The sequence below is a fragment of the Mycolicibacterium arseniciresistens genome (assembly GCF_030519285.1).
Lineage (GTDB): Bacteria > Actinomycetota > Actinomycetes > Mycobacteriales > Mycobacteriaceae > Mycobacterium > Mycobacterium arseniciresistens.
In genome coordinates this window covers 1-14471 of sequence record NZ_JAUMSQ010000191.1, presented here as the reverse complement: position 1 = coordinate 14471, position 14471 = coordinate 1, and the positions used below count along the sequence as shown (strand labels likewise).

General features: G+C 69.4%; 14 protein-coding genes and 1 pseudogene. 5 read left to right on the top strand and 10 right to left on the bottom strand.

From position 1 onward, the window contains the following. Positions 1–379, bottom strand: a 379-nt coding sequence (locus Q2100_RS21225) for a TetR/AcrR family transcriptional regulator (protein ID WP_302915648.1), incomplete at its 3' end; no start/stop codon positions are given. Between the two features lie 90 nt (positions 380–469). Here Q2100_RS21225 and Q2100_RS21220 point away from each other — a divergent pair. Next, positions 470–916, top strand: coding sequence for a DoxX family protein (locus tag Q2100_RS21220; protein WP_302915647.1), 447 nt, complete (start codon positions 470–472; stop codon positions 914–916). On the opposite strand, the gene Q2100_RS21215 is transcribed toward Q2100_RS21220, so the two are convergent. After that, the gene (locus Q2100_RS21215; RefSeq protein ID WP_302915646.1) at positions 845–2983 is read right to left on the bottom strand and encodes a S9 family peptidase; all 2139 of its coding nucleotides are present in this window, start codon (positions 2981–2983) and stop codon (positions 845–847) included. The two genes, Q2100_RS21220 and Q2100_RS21215, sit on opposite strands and share 72 nt — an antisense overlap. Continuing rightward, a complete protein-coding gene (locus Q2100_RS21210) occupies positions 2980–3873 on the bottom strand; it encodes a phosphoribosylaminoimidazolesuccinocarboxamide synthase (RefSeq protein ID WP_302915645.1) in 894 nt (297 codons plus the stop codon). Before Q2100_RS21210 ends, Q2100_RS21215 begins: the two co-directional genes overlap by 4 nt. A 29-nt stretch (positions 3874–3902) precedes the next feature. Here Q2100_RS21210 and Q2100_RS21205 point away from each other — a divergent pair, with 29 nt between their 5' ends. Both Q2100_RS21205 and Q2100_RS21200 read left to right on the top strand, forming a co-directional pair. Then, complete coding sequence (locus tag Q2100_RS21205; protein WP_302915644.1) at positions 3903–4520, top strand: hypothetical protein; 618 nt, start codon at positions 3903–3905, stop codon at positions 4518–4520. Between the two features lie 103 nt (positions 4521–4623). After that, positions 4624–5484, top strand: coding sequence for a type IV toxin-antitoxin system AbiEi family antitoxin domain-containing protein (locus tag Q2100_RS21200; protein WP_302915643.1), 861 nt, complete (start codon positions 4624–4626; stop codon positions 5482–5484). Here the strand turns inward: Q2100_RS21200 and Q2100_RS21195 are convergent. From Q2100_RS21195 to purB, 4 genes are read right to left on the bottom strand one after another with little or no spacing between them, the layout of a single operon-like run. After that, positions 5411–6337: a tellurite resistance/C4-dicarboxylate transporter family protein gene (locus tag Q2100_RS21195; protein WP_302915642.1), complete on the bottom strand. Its 927-nt coding sequence runs from the start codon at positions 6335–6337 to the stop codon at positions 5411–5413. The genes Q2100_RS21200 and Q2100_RS21195 overlap by 74 nt on opposite strands. After that, entirely contained in the window at positions 6334–7551 is a 1218-nt protein-coding gene (locus Q2100_RS21190) for a cytochrome P450 (protein ID WP_302915641.1), read from the bottom strand. Before Q2100_RS21190 ends, Q2100_RS21195 begins: the two co-directional genes overlap by 4 nt. A gap of 18 nt (positions 7552–7569) precedes the next feature. Further along, a complete protein-coding gene (locus Q2100_RS21185) occupies positions 7570–7968 on the bottom strand; it encodes a hypothetical protein (RefSeq protein WP_302915640.1) in 399 nt (132 codons plus the stop codon). 50 nt (positions 7969–8018) lie between these two features. Then, the gene (purB, locus tag Q2100_RS21180) at positions 8019–9437 is read right to left on the bottom strand and encodes an adenylosuccinate lyase (protein ID WP_302915639.1); all 1419 of its coding nucleotides are present in this window, start codon (positions 9435–9437) and stop codon (positions 8019–8021) included. 40 nt (positions 9438–9477) lie between these two features. Between purB and relZ the strand changes: the two genes are divergently transcribed. Next, positions 9478–11214, top strand: coding sequence for a bifunctional ribonuclease/(p)ppGpp synthase (relZ, locus tag Q2100_RS21175; protein ID WP_302915638.1), 1737 nt, complete (start codon positions 9478–9480; stop codon positions 11212–11214). Here the strand turns inward: relZ and Q2100_RS21170 are convergent. Beyond that, positions 11211–12647: an APC family permease gene (locus tag Q2100_RS21170; protein WP_264013983.1), complete on the bottom strand. Its 1437-nt coding sequence runs from the start codon at positions 12645–12647 to the stop codon at positions 11211–11213. The genes relZ and Q2100_RS21170 overlap by 4 nt on opposite strands. Before the next feature lie 77 nt (positions 12648–12724). Then, a complete protein-coding gene (locus Q2100_RS21165) occupies positions 12725–13336 on the bottom strand; it encodes a TetR/AcrR family transcriptional regulator (RefSeq protein WP_264013984.1) in 612 nt (203 codons plus the stop codon). Positions 13337–13432: 96 nt separating this feature from the next. Between Q2100_RS21165 and Q2100_RS21160 the strand changes: the two genes are divergently transcribed. Beyond that, complete coding sequence (locus tag Q2100_RS21160) at positions 13433–14338, top strand: alpha/beta hydrolase (RefSeq protein ID WP_302915637.1); 906 nt, start codon at positions 13433–13435, stop codon at positions 14336–14338. Here the strand turns inward: Q2100_RS21160 and Q2100_RS21155 are convergent. Continuing rightward, positions 14335–14471: pseudogene (locus Q2100_RS21155) on the bottom strand (phosphoribosylamine--glycine ligase); the annotation flags it as partial. The gene Q2100_RS21160 and the pseudogene Q2100_RS21155 sit on opposite strands and share 4 nt — an antisense overlap.

Below are 14471 nucleotides of genomic sequence, written 5' to 3'. Positions count from 1 at the left end.
GGGCCAGCTCGGCGCCCGCGGCGGCCTGGGCACCGGCGAGGTCGGCGTCGGCCGCGTCGAACAGCGACTTGTCGAACATCACCGCGTAGTGGCCGGGATGGCTGAGCGCGAAGCCGACGTAGGCCAGCGCCGCGTTGACGAAGTCCGGCCTGGCCTGCTCGAGCGCCGAGGTGAGCAGCCGGAACCCTTCCGTGGCGAGCGCGGTGAACAGTCCGCGCCGGTCGGTGAAGTGATGAGCGGGCGCCGCGTGCGACACCCCCGCCTCGCGGGCCAGTTCGCGCAGCGACACCGCGTCGGCGCCTCGCTCGGCGACAAGGTCCGCGGCGTGGCCGAGGATCACCGCCTTGAGGTCACCGTGGTGGTAGGTGTGCTTGCTCATCGGGCCAGTCTAGCCCACATCTTGACACTGACTAGTTAACGACTACCCTCATCTTGACACTGACAAGTTCTAATTCGGAGGAGGCTCGCGATGGCGGTGCTGATGGCGCTGGCGCTTGGCACTGTGGCAGCGCGGACGGCCGGCTGGCTCGGCGTCGACCACCTCGACGCCTGGCCCCGGGCCGTCGCCGTCGGACTGGCGTTGATGTTCACGATGACCGGGGTGGCGCACTTCGTCCCCGGCATGCGCCGGGACATGATCGCCATCGTGCCGCCACGGCTGCCGGCACCCGGCGCGCTCGTGACGATCACCGGCGTGCTGGAGCTGATCGGCGCGGCAGGGCTGCTGTTCCCGCCGACGAGGGTCGCTGCGGCGGTGTGCCTGTTCGTGCTGATGCTGGCGATGTTCCCCGCCAACGTCCGTGCGGCGAGGATGCCGGACCCGCCGAAGTCGATGACGTCGCGGTTAGACGTTCGGACCGCTGAAGAAGTTGTCTACCTCGCCGCTGCCGTAGTGGTCGCGGTCGGCGGTGGCTAGCACCCACGCGTACTGGAACGCCGCCTCCTTCCACCGCTCGTAGCGTCCGCTGATCCCGCCGTGGCCGGCGCTCATCTCGGTCTTCAACAGCACCGGGTTGGCATCGGTCTTGGTGTACCGAAGCGCGGCAACCCATTTCGCGGGCTCGACGTAGAGCACCCTGGTGTCGTTCAGCGACGTCATCGCCAGGATCGGCGGGTAGTCCCTGGCCACGACGTTCTCGTACGGCGTGTACGACTTCATGTAGAAGTAGATGTTCTCGTCCTCGATCGGGTTGCCCCACTCGTCCCACTCGGTCACCGTGAGCGGCAGGGCCGGATCGAGGATGGTGGTCAGCGCGTCGACGAACGGCACCTGCGCGAGGAACCCGGCGAACAACTCCGGCGCGAGGTTGGCCACCGCGCCGATCAGCAGACCGCCCGCGCTGCCGCCGAGGCCCACCAGATTCTCCGGCCGCGTGACGTCGGTGGCGATCAGATGCCGTGCCACCGCGATGAAATCGGTGAACGTGTTGCCCTTCTCCAGCAGCTTGCCGTGCTCGTACCACGACCGGCCCAGCTCGCCGCCGCCACGGACGTGCGCCACCGCGAACACCATTCCCCGGTCGAGCAGCGACAGCCGTGCGATCGAGAAGCGCGGATCCTCGCAGGACTCGTACGCGCCGTAGCCGTACAGCAGCGTCGGGGCCGGGAACTGGAGACCCGCCCGGTGCACGATGGAGATGGGCACCCTGGCGCCGTCGGGTGCGGTCGCCCAGTCCCGCCGCTCGACGTAGTCCTCGGGCCGGTAATCGCCCAGCACGGGTTGCTCGCGCAGCAGGACGCGCTCACCGGTGGGCAGGTCGATGTCGTACACCCGCACCGGGGTGACGAACGACGTGGCCGCCACCCGGAGTCTGGGAGCGTCCCAGTTCGGGTTGGCGCTCAGCCCCGCCGACGTCAGCTCGGTGTCGAAGGTGATCTCCTCGGCGCGGCCGTATCCGCCGTCGGCGGTCAGCGGCCACAGCTCGATGCGGGGCAGCGCCTCACTGCGGTAGCTGACCACGAGGTGACGCGCGAAGGCGTCCACCCCGTCGAGGCGGACGTCCTCGCGGTGCGGGATCAGCGTGCGCACCGCGGTCGGGTCGGTGACGGGCGCCTCGACCAGCTCGAAGTTCTCGGCCCCGTCGTTGTGCAGGATCAGGAAGCGGTCGTCGCCGCCCACCACGGCGTGCTCGACGGAGTACTCCACCGAGTCGCGGCGTGGCCACACGACGACGAATTCGGCCTCCGGGTCCGCAGCGTCGGCGTAGCGCACCTCTGAGGTGACGGCGCTGCCTGCCGCGATCATCAGGTACCGGTCGCTGCGGGTGCGCCCGACTCCGAGCCAGTACTTCTCATCCGCCTCGTGATACACGCGCTCGTCGGGCAGCCCGGCGCCGAGGCGATGACGCCACACCGTGTCCGGGCGCCACGCGTCGTCCACCGTCGTGTAGTAGACGGTGCGGTTGTCCGCCGCCCAGGTGGCACCCGCCCCGATGCCGACGACGGTGTCGTCGTATTGCTCGCCGGTGCGTAAGTCCCGGAACCGCAACGTGTACCGCTCGTCGCCGACGGTGTCGACGGAGTAGGCCAGCACATTGCCGTCCAGGCTGATCGTCGCGGCGCCGAGGGCGAAGTAGTCGTGCCCCTCGGCTTCGGCGTTCTCGTCGAGAAGCACCTGCTCATCGGGGATCTCAGTGTTCTCGTCGAGGACCGGGGGTGTCCAGTCGTCGGGGTCACCGATCGGGCAACGGCAGTGCACCCCGTACTGCTTGCCCTCGAAGCTGCGCCCGTAGTACCACCAGTCACCGCGGCGGGTGGGCACCGACAGGTCGGTCTCCTTGGTGCGGGCCTTGATCTCGTCGAAGATCCTCTGCCGCAACGGCGCCAGGTCGGCCGTCATGTGATCGGTGTAGGCGTTCTCGGCCTCGAGGTGCTCGATCACCTCGGCGTCGTCCTTGTCGCGCAGCCACTCGTAGTGGTCGAGAAAGACGTCGCCGTGGAATTCCCGGCGGTGTTCGACGCGCTTGGCCTGCGGTGGATTCACGCGCCGGGACCGATCCACGCGTCGAACCGCAGGCCCGAGATGCGTTCGTAGGCTTCGAGGTAACGGGCGCGGGTGGCCGCGACGACGTCGGGGGGTAGCGGCGGCGGTGGCGCGTCGCCTGCCCGGTCCCAGCCGGACTCCGGCCCGGTCAGCCAATTGCGGACGAACTGCTTGTCGAAGCTGGACTGCACCTCGCCCTCGCGGTAGTCGTCGGCGCGCCAGTACCGTGAGGAGTCCGGAGTGAAGACCTCGTCGGCGAGCACCAGGGTGCCCTGCCTGTCGACGCCGAACTCGAATTTGGTGTCAGCGATGATGATGCCCTTCGTCAATGCGTGCTCGGCGCCCCTGGCGTACGTCCGCAGGGTGTGGTCGCGCAACTGTTCCGCGCGTTCGGCGCCGACGAGTGCGACGGTGTCGTCGAACGTGATGTTCTCGTCGTGCTGGCCCAGTTCGGCTTTGCTCGCCGGGGTGTAGAGCGGCTCGGCGAATCTGCTGGCCTCGGTCAGCCCCTCCGGCAGTGCGATGCCGCAGACGGCGCCGGTCCTGCGGTAGTCGACGAGGCCCGACCCGGTCAGGTATCCGCGGGCCACGCATTCCACCGGCAGCATCTCGAGCTCGTGCACCACCAGCGCGCGGCCGAGCACCTCGTCGGGTATCCGCTCGTCGTCGGGCGGGCCTGCGAGGTGGTTCGGCGCGTCGAGCAGGTCGAAGAAGAACACGCTCATCGCCGTCAGGATGCGGCCCTTGTCGGGGATGTCGCTGTCGAGCACGTGGTCGTAGGCGGAGATGCGATCGGTGGCCACGAACAACAGGTGGTCGTCGTCGATGCGGTAGAGCTCCCGGACCTTGCCGCTGGCCAGATGGCGGTAGTCGGTCAGAGCAGGGCGCATCGGGCCAGACTATCTGCTGGGATCGGGGCATGAGCTCTCGCTACCTGCCGTACGCCACCACGCCCGTCCGTCTGCTGTGGCAGCTGATCAGCGACATCGCCATCGCCGCCTGGACCGTGGTGTGGGTCCTGGTGGGCATGGCGGTGCACGCGGCGGTGAGCACCATCGCCGAAGTCGGCCGCCAGGTGAACACCGGCGCCAACGGCGTCGCGGACAATCTCAACTCCGCGGGCGACAACGCCGACGACTTCCCGCTCGTCGGCGATGCGTTGGCCAAGCCGCTGCGGGCGGCCAGTGAGGCGGCTCTCGACATCGCAGGCGCCGGCCAGAGCCTGGACGACACCGCGTCGTGGCTGGCGTGGGTGCTGGCGCTGGCGGTGGCCTCGCCGCCGATCCTGGCCGTCGCGATGCCGTGGCTGTTCCTGCGCCTGCGGTTCTTCCGCCGCAAGTGGACGGCCGTCACGCTGGCCAGGACGCCGGCCGGTGAGCAACTGCTGGCGCTGCGGGCGCTGGCCAACCGGCCGCTGGCCAAGCTCGTCAGCGTCGACGACGACCCCGTCGGCGCATGGCGCAGCCAGGACGCCATCGCGATCCGCGGGCTGGCGGCCCTCGAGCTGCGCGCCGCAGGCATCCGCGCCCACGTCTAGAAAACCGTGCGATTTGTGGAGCCTCAGCCGCGGTCAGCGCGGCTACGACTCCACAAATCCCCTGCGAGGGAACGCATGAGCCGGCTCATCGCGTCCTAAATCGGTGCTCGACGACATTCTCCGGCGCCAGGACGGCGTGCTCACGCTCCGACAAGCCCTCTGCGCCGGACTCAGCCAGGACGCCGTCGACCGCCGGGTACGGTCGGGCCACTGGCGACGCTGCGCTCGAGGCGTGTACTTCGTCGACGACCGACCCTTCACCGACTCGGCGCGGGTACGCGCAGCAGTCTGGGGCTACGGGGCCCGGGCCGCGGCGAGCGGACTGGCCGCCGCGTGGTGGCACGGCCTGACGAAATTCGCGCCCGAGGTCGTCGAAGTGACCATCCCCCGTGCGCAGCGCCGCTCCCACCTCCCCTCGACTCGGCTGCGGCGACGTGATCTGCGACCTGCCGACGTAGTCGCGCACCGCGGGCTACAGGTCACCGCGTTACCCCTCACCGTCGTCGAAGCGGCCGTACGACGTGGCGGCGGCCCGAAGATCCTCGACTCGTCACTGCAGCGCCATGTCGAACTCCGCGGCCTGTGGACCGCTCATCTGCGCAACAAGGGCCGACACGGTTCGCCGGCCGCCCGTCGCCTCCTCCAGGTCGCCGACGACGGTGCCCGTTCCGAAGCCGAGCGATTGCTCATCCGACTGCTCAAGGCGGCACGCCTCACCGGCTGGAAGGCGAATCATCCGGTCGCTGGTTACCGCGTCGACGTGGCATTCCCGAACGCGAGAGTGGCCATCGAGGTCGACGGCTTCGCCTTCCACTCCGACAGTGACGACTTCCACGCCGATCGGGTACGTCAGAACGCGATATCGCTCGCAGGCTGGCAGGTGCTCCGCTTCACGTGGCTGGACCTGACGGAACACCCACAACGGGTGATCGCCGAAATCCGTCGCGCCATCGCAAGACCGTGAGCAGCCAGACCGCCAGGGCGATCCAGAACGCGATCGCCGACACCACGTCGAGCCATCGCCACCCCGTCTCCCGGTACATCGCGAAGGTGGCCGAGGCGTACATGCCCAGCGGGAAGACGGCTGGCCACGCCCGCACCCGCCGCCACCCGACGCAGAGCAGCGGGACGATCCACAGCGTGGCGAGCACCCACGTCCCGATCGTCACATGTTCCACGGCGTCCGCGAACGGTCCGGGCGGCAGCGCGTGGTGCAGGTGGTCGCCCGCCAGCGTTGACACCGCGAGCCCGCCCATCAGGATCCAGTGGTCGGGAGGGACATCGCGTCGCATGGCCGGGTCGGCGCCGATCCGCCCGACGACCAGCGACGTCATCACCAGATACCAGCACAGCGCGAGCAGCCAGAACACGATGGCCCAGAACAGGATTCCGAGTGCGGTGAACACGATGGCCAGTCCCGACGTGGCCACGCTGACCAGTTCCCACGCGCCGTGCGCACGGCCCCGCAGGCCGCCCCACCGCAGTCGCCACATCCTGCTCACGACGATCGGCGTCAGCGACACCCAGCCCAGCACGGCCATCGTGCCGAGCACCCATACGGCCGCCTCGTGGTCGGAGAAGCGGGCGGCCAGCACCGCGCATGCCGCCACGAAGGTGAACAACCCGACGGCCGTGTCCATCTCGCGCAGATCCCAGCCGTCGCGCCGCCAACTCTTCGCGGCGAGGACCATCAGCACCGGCAGCGCGACCACCGCGAGCACCGCCAGCGCGGCACTGACGCGGCCGTGGCCGTGATCGGCCGCCGCGATCGAGACGATCCCGGTCGCCATCACCGCCGCGAACGCGTCCGGCCTCACGGGCTCAGCTCGACCACCAGGTGCCGGATCCCGGTGTGCCGGTTGCTGCGGGTCCACTCGACGGGCTCGGCCACCCGCACACCGGCGAAGCGACGGAGCAGCTCCTCGAACAGCACCCGCAGCTCGAGCCGCGCCAGGTTGGCTCCGAGGCAGTAGTGCACCCCGTACCCGAAGCCGAGGTGCGGGTTGGGTTTTCGGCTGATGTCGAAGGTGTCGGGGTCGGTGAACGCCGCGCCGTCGCGGTTCGCCGAACCCTCCCACACCTGCACCTTCTGGCCGGCCTCGATCGCGCATCCCCCCAATTCGACGGCACGGGTGGCGGTCCGGCGCTTCGACGGAGACGGCGACGTCCAGCGCACCATCTCCTCGACCGCCGACGGCAGCAGCGACGGGTCGGCCCGCAGCGCCGCCAGTTGCGCGGGGTGCTCGGCCAGCGCGAGCAGTCCACCGGCCACCGCGTTGCGGGTCGTCTCCGCTCCCGCGCTGAACAGCAGGCTGAAGAACAGGTACAACTCGAGGTCGGAGAGCCCCTCGTCGAGCGCCGCATTGGCCACCACGGAGAGCATGTCGTCGGTCGGCTCGGCACGCTTGGCGGCGATGAGTTCCATTCCGTAGGTGTACATCCGCGTCCCGGCGTCCTCGGCGGTCAGCTGACCGACCTCGGCGGTGCGGGCCCGGCCGAAGTCGAACTGCGGCTCGATCGCCTCGAACAACCAATGCCGTTCGCTCTCGGGCACTCCCAGCAGAATGCAGATCATCTGCATCGGCAGTTCCGCGGCCACGTCGACGACGAAATCGAAGGGCCGGCCGGACACCACCGCGTCGAGCAACCCGCGGGCCCGTGCGCGCAGGTCGTCCTCGACGAGGCGGATCATCCGCGGCGTGAGCCCCGAGCTCACCAAGCGGCGGATCTGGGCATGCCGTGGGTCGTCCATCATGTTGAGCACCTGTCCGGCGACGGCCAGGTCCTGCAGCAGGGTGCCGCCGTAGGGCCGGTCGCCGCCGGTCACCGACGAGTAGACCGTCGGATCACGGAGCACCGCAAGCGTTTCGGCGTGAGTGGCGACCGACCAGAAGCCCTCGCCGTCAGGGGTGTGCTCTGTGGGTTCGTGCCAGTAGACGGGGGCCTCGCGGCGATGCGCGGCGAACAGGTGATGCGGGAAGCCGTCGGCGAAATTGTCCAGATCCGTGAGATCGATGTCCGCGAGCCGCATGCCTACAGGATGGCGTGCCTACCGGAGTGGCGGGTGATATTGCGGCCCCGGGGCGAAGTGGTGAGGCTGCGAGGCCCAGAACTCCCGCACCATTCTGGCCTCACGCTTGAGCACCGCGAGCGCGAGCAGATTTCGCACGATCGCCAGCGGGTTGAAGAAGACCATCGACAAAATGCCCCACCAGCCGAGCAACAGGCAGTGCAGGAGGCTCTTCATGATCCTGGCGTGACATTGGGCGTAGCTTCCGGTGAAGGTGGAGTCCTGTGCGAACCACAGCACCACGACGCCGGTGTGCCTCACCGTTTCCACCTGGTACTGCTGCTCCCCCGGCACTATGTGCGTGCGCCCGTTGTACGTGTACACCGCCTGTCCGTACCCCGGATGCGGCGGCTGCGGGTAACCGTGCGGCTGCGTCATGGAACCATCTTCCGCCACCCCGCGGACCCCGCGGTGCACCAATTCGGCGGCTAGAGAATGGCGCCCGAGGTGTACTTGGCCGCCTCCGGGTATCGGCCGACGAGGTCGTCGACTGCCCCGGCGACGCGGTCGACCTGATCGCCCGCCGCGCCGGTGAAGGCCTGCTTGTCGGCCAGCGCCGCGTCGAGCGCGGGCCGGTCGAGCGGCAACCGCGGGTCGGCGGCGAGGCGGTCCAGCAGATCCGGTTCCTGCCCCTTCTCCCGCATCGCCAGCGCCACCGTCACCGCATGCTCCTTGATCACCTCGTGCGCCGTCTCGCGTCCCACCCCCGCACGCACCGCCGCGATGAGGATGCGGGTGGTGGCCAGGAACGGCAGGTACCGGTCGAGCTCACGCTGAATGACCGCGGGGTAGGCGCCGAATTCGTCGAGCACGGTCAGGAAGGTCTCGGTCTGCCCGTCGATCGCGAAGAACGCGTCCGGCAGCGCGACCCGGCGCACCACCGAACAGAACACGTCACCCTCGTTCCACTGGGCACCGGCCAGTTCGGCGGCCATCGACGCGTATCCGCGCAGCACCACCTGCAGCCCGTTCACCCGCTCGCAGGACCGGGTGTTCATCTTGTGCGGCATCGCCGATGACCCGACCTGGCCCGGCGCGAAGCCCTCGGTGACGAGTTCGTGGCCCGCCATCAGCCGGATCGTGTGCGCCAGCGACGACGGGCCCGAACCCACCTGCACCAGCGCGGAGATCACGTCGTGGTCGAGGGAGCGCGGGTACACCTGCCCGACGCTGGTGAAGATTTCGCTGAACCCCAGGAACTCGGCGACCCGCCGTTCGAGGTCGGCGAGCCGGGCGGTGTCGCCGTCGAAGAGGTCGAGCATGTCCTGCGCGGTGCCCATCGGCCCCTTGACGCCCCGCAGCGGATACCGGTCGATCAACTCCCGCAGGCGCGTCAGCGCAACGAGCATCTCCTCGGCCGCCGAGGCGAATCGCTTGCCCAGCGTGGTGGCCTGCGCGGCGACGTTGTGGCTGCGGCCCGCCATCACCAGGTCGCGGTAGCTGACGGCGCGCTCGGCCAGCCGGGCCACCACCGCCACACCGTGGGCGTGCACGAGTTCCAGCGATCGCCGGATCTGCAACTGCTCGACGTTCTCGGTGAGGTCCCTGCTGGTCATGCCCTTGTGCACGTGCTCGTGGCCGGCGAGGGCGTTGAACTCCTCGATGCGGGCCTTCACGTCGTGGCGCAGCACCCGCTCGCGCTCCGCGATGGACTGCAGGTCGACCGTCTCGAGCACCCGCTCGTAGTCGGCCACCACGCCGTCGGGCACGTCGACGCCCAGCTCCGCCTGGGCACGCAGCACGGCGAGCCAGAGCCGTCGCTCGGCGACGATCTTGGCCTCCGGCGACCAGATCGCCACCATCTCGTCACTGGCGTACCGATTGGCCAGCACGTTGGGGATCGTCACGAACAGACAGCTTACGACCCGGATAGGGCAGGCTGACCCCATGTACTTCGTCGGACTCGACCTCGCCTGGGGTGAGCGGAACCGGACGGGCGTCGCGGTCGTCGACGCGGACGGCCGGCTGAGGCACATCGGCGCCGCGCAGGACGACGGGAGCATCCTCGCGGCGATCGGTCCCTACGTCGCCGGCGACTGCGTCGTCGCGATCGACGCCCCGCTCATCGTGACGAACCCGACGGGCAACCGGCCCTGCGAAGCCGCACTCAACCGCGATTACCGGGCCTTCCAGGCCGGCGCCCACCCGTCGAACACCGCGAAGCCGGAGTTCGCGAACGGCACCCGCGGCGCACGCCTGGCCGCCGCGATCAATCTCGATCTCGACCCGTTCTCCACCGGGCGCCGCCGGGCGCTGGAGGTGTATCCGCATGCCGCGTCGGTGGCGCTGTTCCGCCTCGGCAGAACCCTGAAATACAAGGACAAGCGCGGACGCAAGTTCGAGAAGATGCAGTCGGAACTGCTCAGGCTGATCGCACTCACCGAGGGACTCGCGAACGCCGACCCCGCGTTGCACGTCGCCGAACACGACGACTGGCAGCGCCTGCGGCAGTCGGTCGAGTCCGCCACCCGCAAGAGCGAATTGCGGCGGGCCGAGGACCCGGTCGATGCGGTGCTGTGCGCCTACGTCGGGCTCTACTCGGTGCGCAGGCCCGGCGACGTCACCGTCTACGGCGACGCGGACACCGGCCACATCCTCACCCCCGCGCTGCCTGCAGGGCTGATACCGCAAGCGGCGCAACCGATTCCGGACGTCGTTCGGGCGGCCATCGCACACTACGAGGCCCGCAGGCCCGGCCTGGTCACCGCCACCGATCACTACCTGCGGCTGGTCACCTCGCTTCTCGACGACGCGGGCATCAACTATCTGAGCGTGACCGCGCGCACCAAGACCGTCGAATCCTTCGCGGCCAAGGCCGAACGTGAGGTCGACGGGCAGCGACTCTTCGGCGACCCGCTGGCCGAGATCACCGACCAGATCGGCCTGCGCGTCATCACGTACCTGCGCGAGGACGTCGACGCCGTCGCCACTCTGCTCACCGACGAGATGCGCCTGCTCGACGACCGCGACATGGGCCTGCAGACGGCGCGAGAGGGCCGGTGGGGTTATGCCAGCAGGCACCTGCTGGTGGGCGTGGAGGGCCAGCAGCAGCCGGCGTCGATCCAGGTTCGCACGGTGCTGCAACACGCGTGGGCCGAGTTCGAGCACGACATCCGTTACAAGGGTTCGATTCCTGCCGAGCACGTTCCGGACCTCGACCGGCGGTTCACGCTGGCGGCCGGTCTGCTCGAACTCGCTGACCGCGAGTTCACCGCGATCCGTGAGCGACTGCGCGTCTCGCTGTCCGACGACGAGATGGCGGCCGAGGAGTCCGGCCAGTCCGCCGATCCCCGGATCGCCACCGCGGTGCTGGCGACGTACCTCGGCAACCGGTACGCCGAGGCCGGCTGGTCACGCACCGACCACTACGGCTGGATCTCCGGGCTGCTGCTCGAACTCGGCATCACCTCGCTCGACGAGCTGACCGCGCTCCTCGACGGGGTGGACGCCGACACGATCGACAAGGCGATGGGTTACCGCTACCCGGCCGGTGCGGTACGCCGACTCGACGACGCGCTGCTGGCGATCTTCCGGGACCGCTATCTGCGACTGCACGGCAACGCCCACCGGGTGGAGCTGTTGCAGAACCGGCTCAAGCGGCTCTCGGGCGGTACGGACTCCTAGTCGGGTGGCTTCCCCAGATGCGGGTCCTTGATGCCGGCGTCGCGGATGCCGAGCTGACGGTTGATCAGCATGGTGATGAAGAAGAGCACGACACCGATGGCGACCAGGATCAGGGCCAGAATGTACTGCTGGGTGGGCCTGCCCGAGAACGGCAGCACCAGGTACAGCGACGCCACGAAGCCGACGATCGGCAGCGCCGTCGGGGTCTTGAAGTGCCCACCCGACGCTTGGACATCGCGCCTCAACACCAGCACCGCGACGTTGACCATCGCGAACACCGCGAGCAGCAGCAGCGACGTGGTGCCGCCGAGGATCGAGATCGCGCTGCTGTTGGCGAACGCCGTCACGTAGAAGATCAAGCCGAAGGCGATCAGCGTGGTGAACAGGATCGCCACCCACGGGGTGAGGCGCCGGGGATGCACCGTGCCCAGCACCGGCGGCAGCACGTGCTGGCGGGACATGCCGTAGATCAATCTGCTCGCCATGAGCATGTTGATCAGCGCGGTGTTCGAGACGGCGAACATCGAGATGTACGGCAGGATCGTCTCGATCGGCAGGCCGGGCGCGCCGGCCTTGACGACCTCCACCAGCGGGGTGTCACTCGCCTCCAGCACGCCGACCGGCACGAGCGCGACGGCGACGATCGCCACGACGACGTAGACCACACCGGCGATGGCGAGCCCCGACAGCAGCACCTTGGGGAAGATCTTCACCGGGTCCTTGGTCTCCTCGGCCATGTTGACCGAGTCCTCGAAGCCCACCATCGCGAAGAACGCCAGCGAGGTGGCGGTGGTGACGGCCAGGAACACGTTCTTGTCCTGTGCGGTCTCGAAGGCCACCACCCGGGAGAAGTCGACGTCTCCGCCGCCGCCGGTGAAGGCCCACAGTCCGACGAAGATGACCAGCAGCAGGCCGGTGATCTCGATGATCGTCAGGACGACGTTGAGCTTGACGCTCTCACCGACACCGCGCAGGTTCACCATGGCGATCAGAGCCATGAAAAGCAGTGCGACGACGACGATCCCGACTTTGCCGAGGCTCCACTGGAATGCGTCGTCGAGCACGGTGTCGAGGTTCGCCGCGAAGAAGCGGGACGCGGTGGAGGCCGAGGTGATGCCCGAACACATCACCACGAAGGCCACCAGGAACGTGACGAACTGGATGCCGAAAGCCTTGTGGGCGTAGAGCGCAGCGCCGGCCGCCTGCGGGTACTTGGTCACCAGTTCGAGATAGCTGAACGCGGTCACGGTGGCGATGAGGAAGGCGACGAGGAACGGGACCCACGCGGCGCCACCCACTTCGGCGGCCACGTCACCGGTGAGCGCGTACACGCCGGTGCCGAGGATGTCACCGACGATGAACAGCAACAGCAGGCCTGGGCCCATGACGCGCCGTAACTGCGGTTGCTCCTCGACGGTTTCGGTCTGACTCATGGGCTCCTCCGTGACGGTTGGTGCCCACCATCATGAGTCAGCGGCGACCGCCACGCAGCGTCATCCGGATTATTAGGTCAGTCGATGGGGGCCAGCACGTCGATCACGTCGACCAGGGTGGCCCTCGCCGTCGCACGGGGCCCGTCGCCGTCGCCCACCAGCGCCGCGACCACCGCCCCGTCCACGGCGCACACCAGCGCGGTGAGGAATTCGGATCGCACGGTCCGGCCGGATCGCTCGACCACTTCGACGACGGCGTCGGTGCGCTGCTGCAGGATTCGGCGTTGCACATCCCGCAGGGCGGGCTGGCGGGCGCAGGCGATGTAGCGCTCGTACCGCGAGATCAGTTCGTCGGAGCCGAAGGTGCCCGGCGATTCGCCGACGAGCAGATCCACCAGCACCTCTGCGGTCGACTCCGCGCCCCGGCGCCGGCGGGACAGGACGGCGACCCGCTGCTGCAGTTCGTCGGCCTCCCGGAGGCCGACGTGTTCCACAGCCTTGGTGACGAGGTCGTCGAGGGAGGAGAAATAGTAGGTCGTCGACGCCAGCGGCAGGCCCGCCCGGCGCGCCACCGCCCGGTGCCGCACCGCGTCGAAGCCCCCTTCGCACAGCAGGTCCGCGGCGGCGCTGACCAGCGCATACCGTCGTCTCTCTCCCTTGGGAGTGACCGCTGCCGTCACGCCTTGCATGCTGCCAGTCACAGCGGAACGACATCGCGGTTTCGGCCAATCATCAGGCTTTGTTCAGGGAGTCGGTCGCCGGCCGGCGGGTCCGGCCGCGATGGCATGATGGCCCGCATGCCTGACGTCAGCCGCCGCGCGATGCTGCGCCTGGGATTGGGCGCGGCCGCCGGCGCGGCAGGCGCCTACGCACTCGGCGCGACGGTGAACACCACGCCGGCCGGTGGGCCGTCGGTGGCGATGACGAGCGCGGGCGCTCCGCTGGCACCGCCGCCCCCGCTGCAGCCGCCGCCCACTGCGGCCCCCACCTACGTCACCGGTTCGTTCGTCTCGGCCGCCCGCGGCGGAGTCGAGACCAACTGGGCGATCGCCCGTCCTCCGGGGCAGTCCGGGCCGCTTCGACCCGTGATCGCGCTGCACGGCAAGGGCGCCGACGCCGCTGAGGTGATGGCGGGCGGAGTGGAACAGGGCCTGGCCCAGGCCGTCGACGCCGGCCTGCCGCCGTTCGCCGTCGTGGCGGTCGACGGCGGCGGGAGTTACTGGCACAAGCGGACTTCCGGTGAGGACTCGGGCGCCATGGTGCTCGATGAGCTGTTACCCATGCTGGGACCGATGGGCCTCGACACCTCGCGGGTCGGCTTCCTCGGGTGGTCGATGGGCGGTTACGGCGCGCTGCTGCTCGGCGCCCGCCTGGGCCCGGCGCGCACGGCGGCGATCTGCGCGGTGAGCCCCGCGCTGTGGACCTCGGCCGGGGCGGCGGCACCCGGCGCATTCGACGGCGCCGAGGATTACTCCGCCAACAGCGTGTGGGGTCTGCCTGCGCTCGCCGACATCCCGATCCGCATCGACTGCGGCGACAGCGACCCGTTCTACGCGGCGACCAAGCAGTTCATCGCGCAGCTGCCCAGCCCGCCCGCGGGCGGCTTCTCGCCGGGCGGACACGACGGTGGGTTCTGGAGCTCGCAGCTGCCCGCCGAGATCGCCTGGATTGCACCGCTGCTCGTCGCCTAGAGCGCGATCCGGCCTTCGGCGGCGGCGAGTCCGATGTCGGTCCGGAAGTGGCTGCCGGGCAGGCGAACCGACTCGATCAGGCGATAGGCCGCGGCGCGGGCGGCCGACAGGTCCGCACCGGTGCCCACCACCG

Excerpts from the sequence above, each read along its gene's own strand:
- relZ (WP_302915638.1), top strand. The coding sequence starts at position 9,478 with ATGTACTTCGTCGGACTCGACCTCGCCTGGGGTGAGCGGAACCGGACG.
- Q2100_RS21190 (WP_302915641.1), bottom strand. The coding sequence starts at position 7,551 with ATGCGGCTCGCGGACATCGATCTCACGGATCTGGACAATTTCGCCGAC.
- Q2100_RS21210 (WP_302915645.1), bottom strand. The coding sequence starts at position 3,873 with ATGCGCCCTGCTCTGACCGACTACCGCCATCTGGCCAGCGGCAAGGTC.
- Q2100_RS21165 (WP_264013984.1), bottom strand. The coding sequence starts at position 13,336 with ATGCAAGGCGTGACGGCAGCGGTCACTCCCAAGGGAGAGAGACGACGG.
- Q2100_RS21170 (WP_264013983.1), bottom strand. The coding sequence starts at position 12,647 with ATGAGTCAGACCGAAACCGTCGAGGAGCAACCGCAGTTACGGCGCGTC.
- Q2100_RS21205 (WP_302915644.1), top strand. The coding sequence starts at position 3,903 with ATGAGCTCTCGCTACCTGCCGTACGCCACCACGCCCGTCCGTCTGCTG.
- Q2100_RS21160 (WP_302915637.1), top strand. The coding sequence starts at position 13,433 with ATGATGGCCCGCATGCCTGACGTCAGCCGCCGCGCGATGCTGCGCCTG.
- Q2100_RS21220 (WP_302915647.1), top strand. The coding sequence starts at position 470 with ATGGCGGTGCTGATGGCGCTGGCGCTTGGCACTGTGGCAGCGCGGACG.
- Q2100_RS21185 (WP_302915640.1), bottom strand. The coding sequence starts at position 7,968 with ATGACGCAGCCGCACGGTTACCCGCAGCCGCCGCATCCGGGGTACGGA.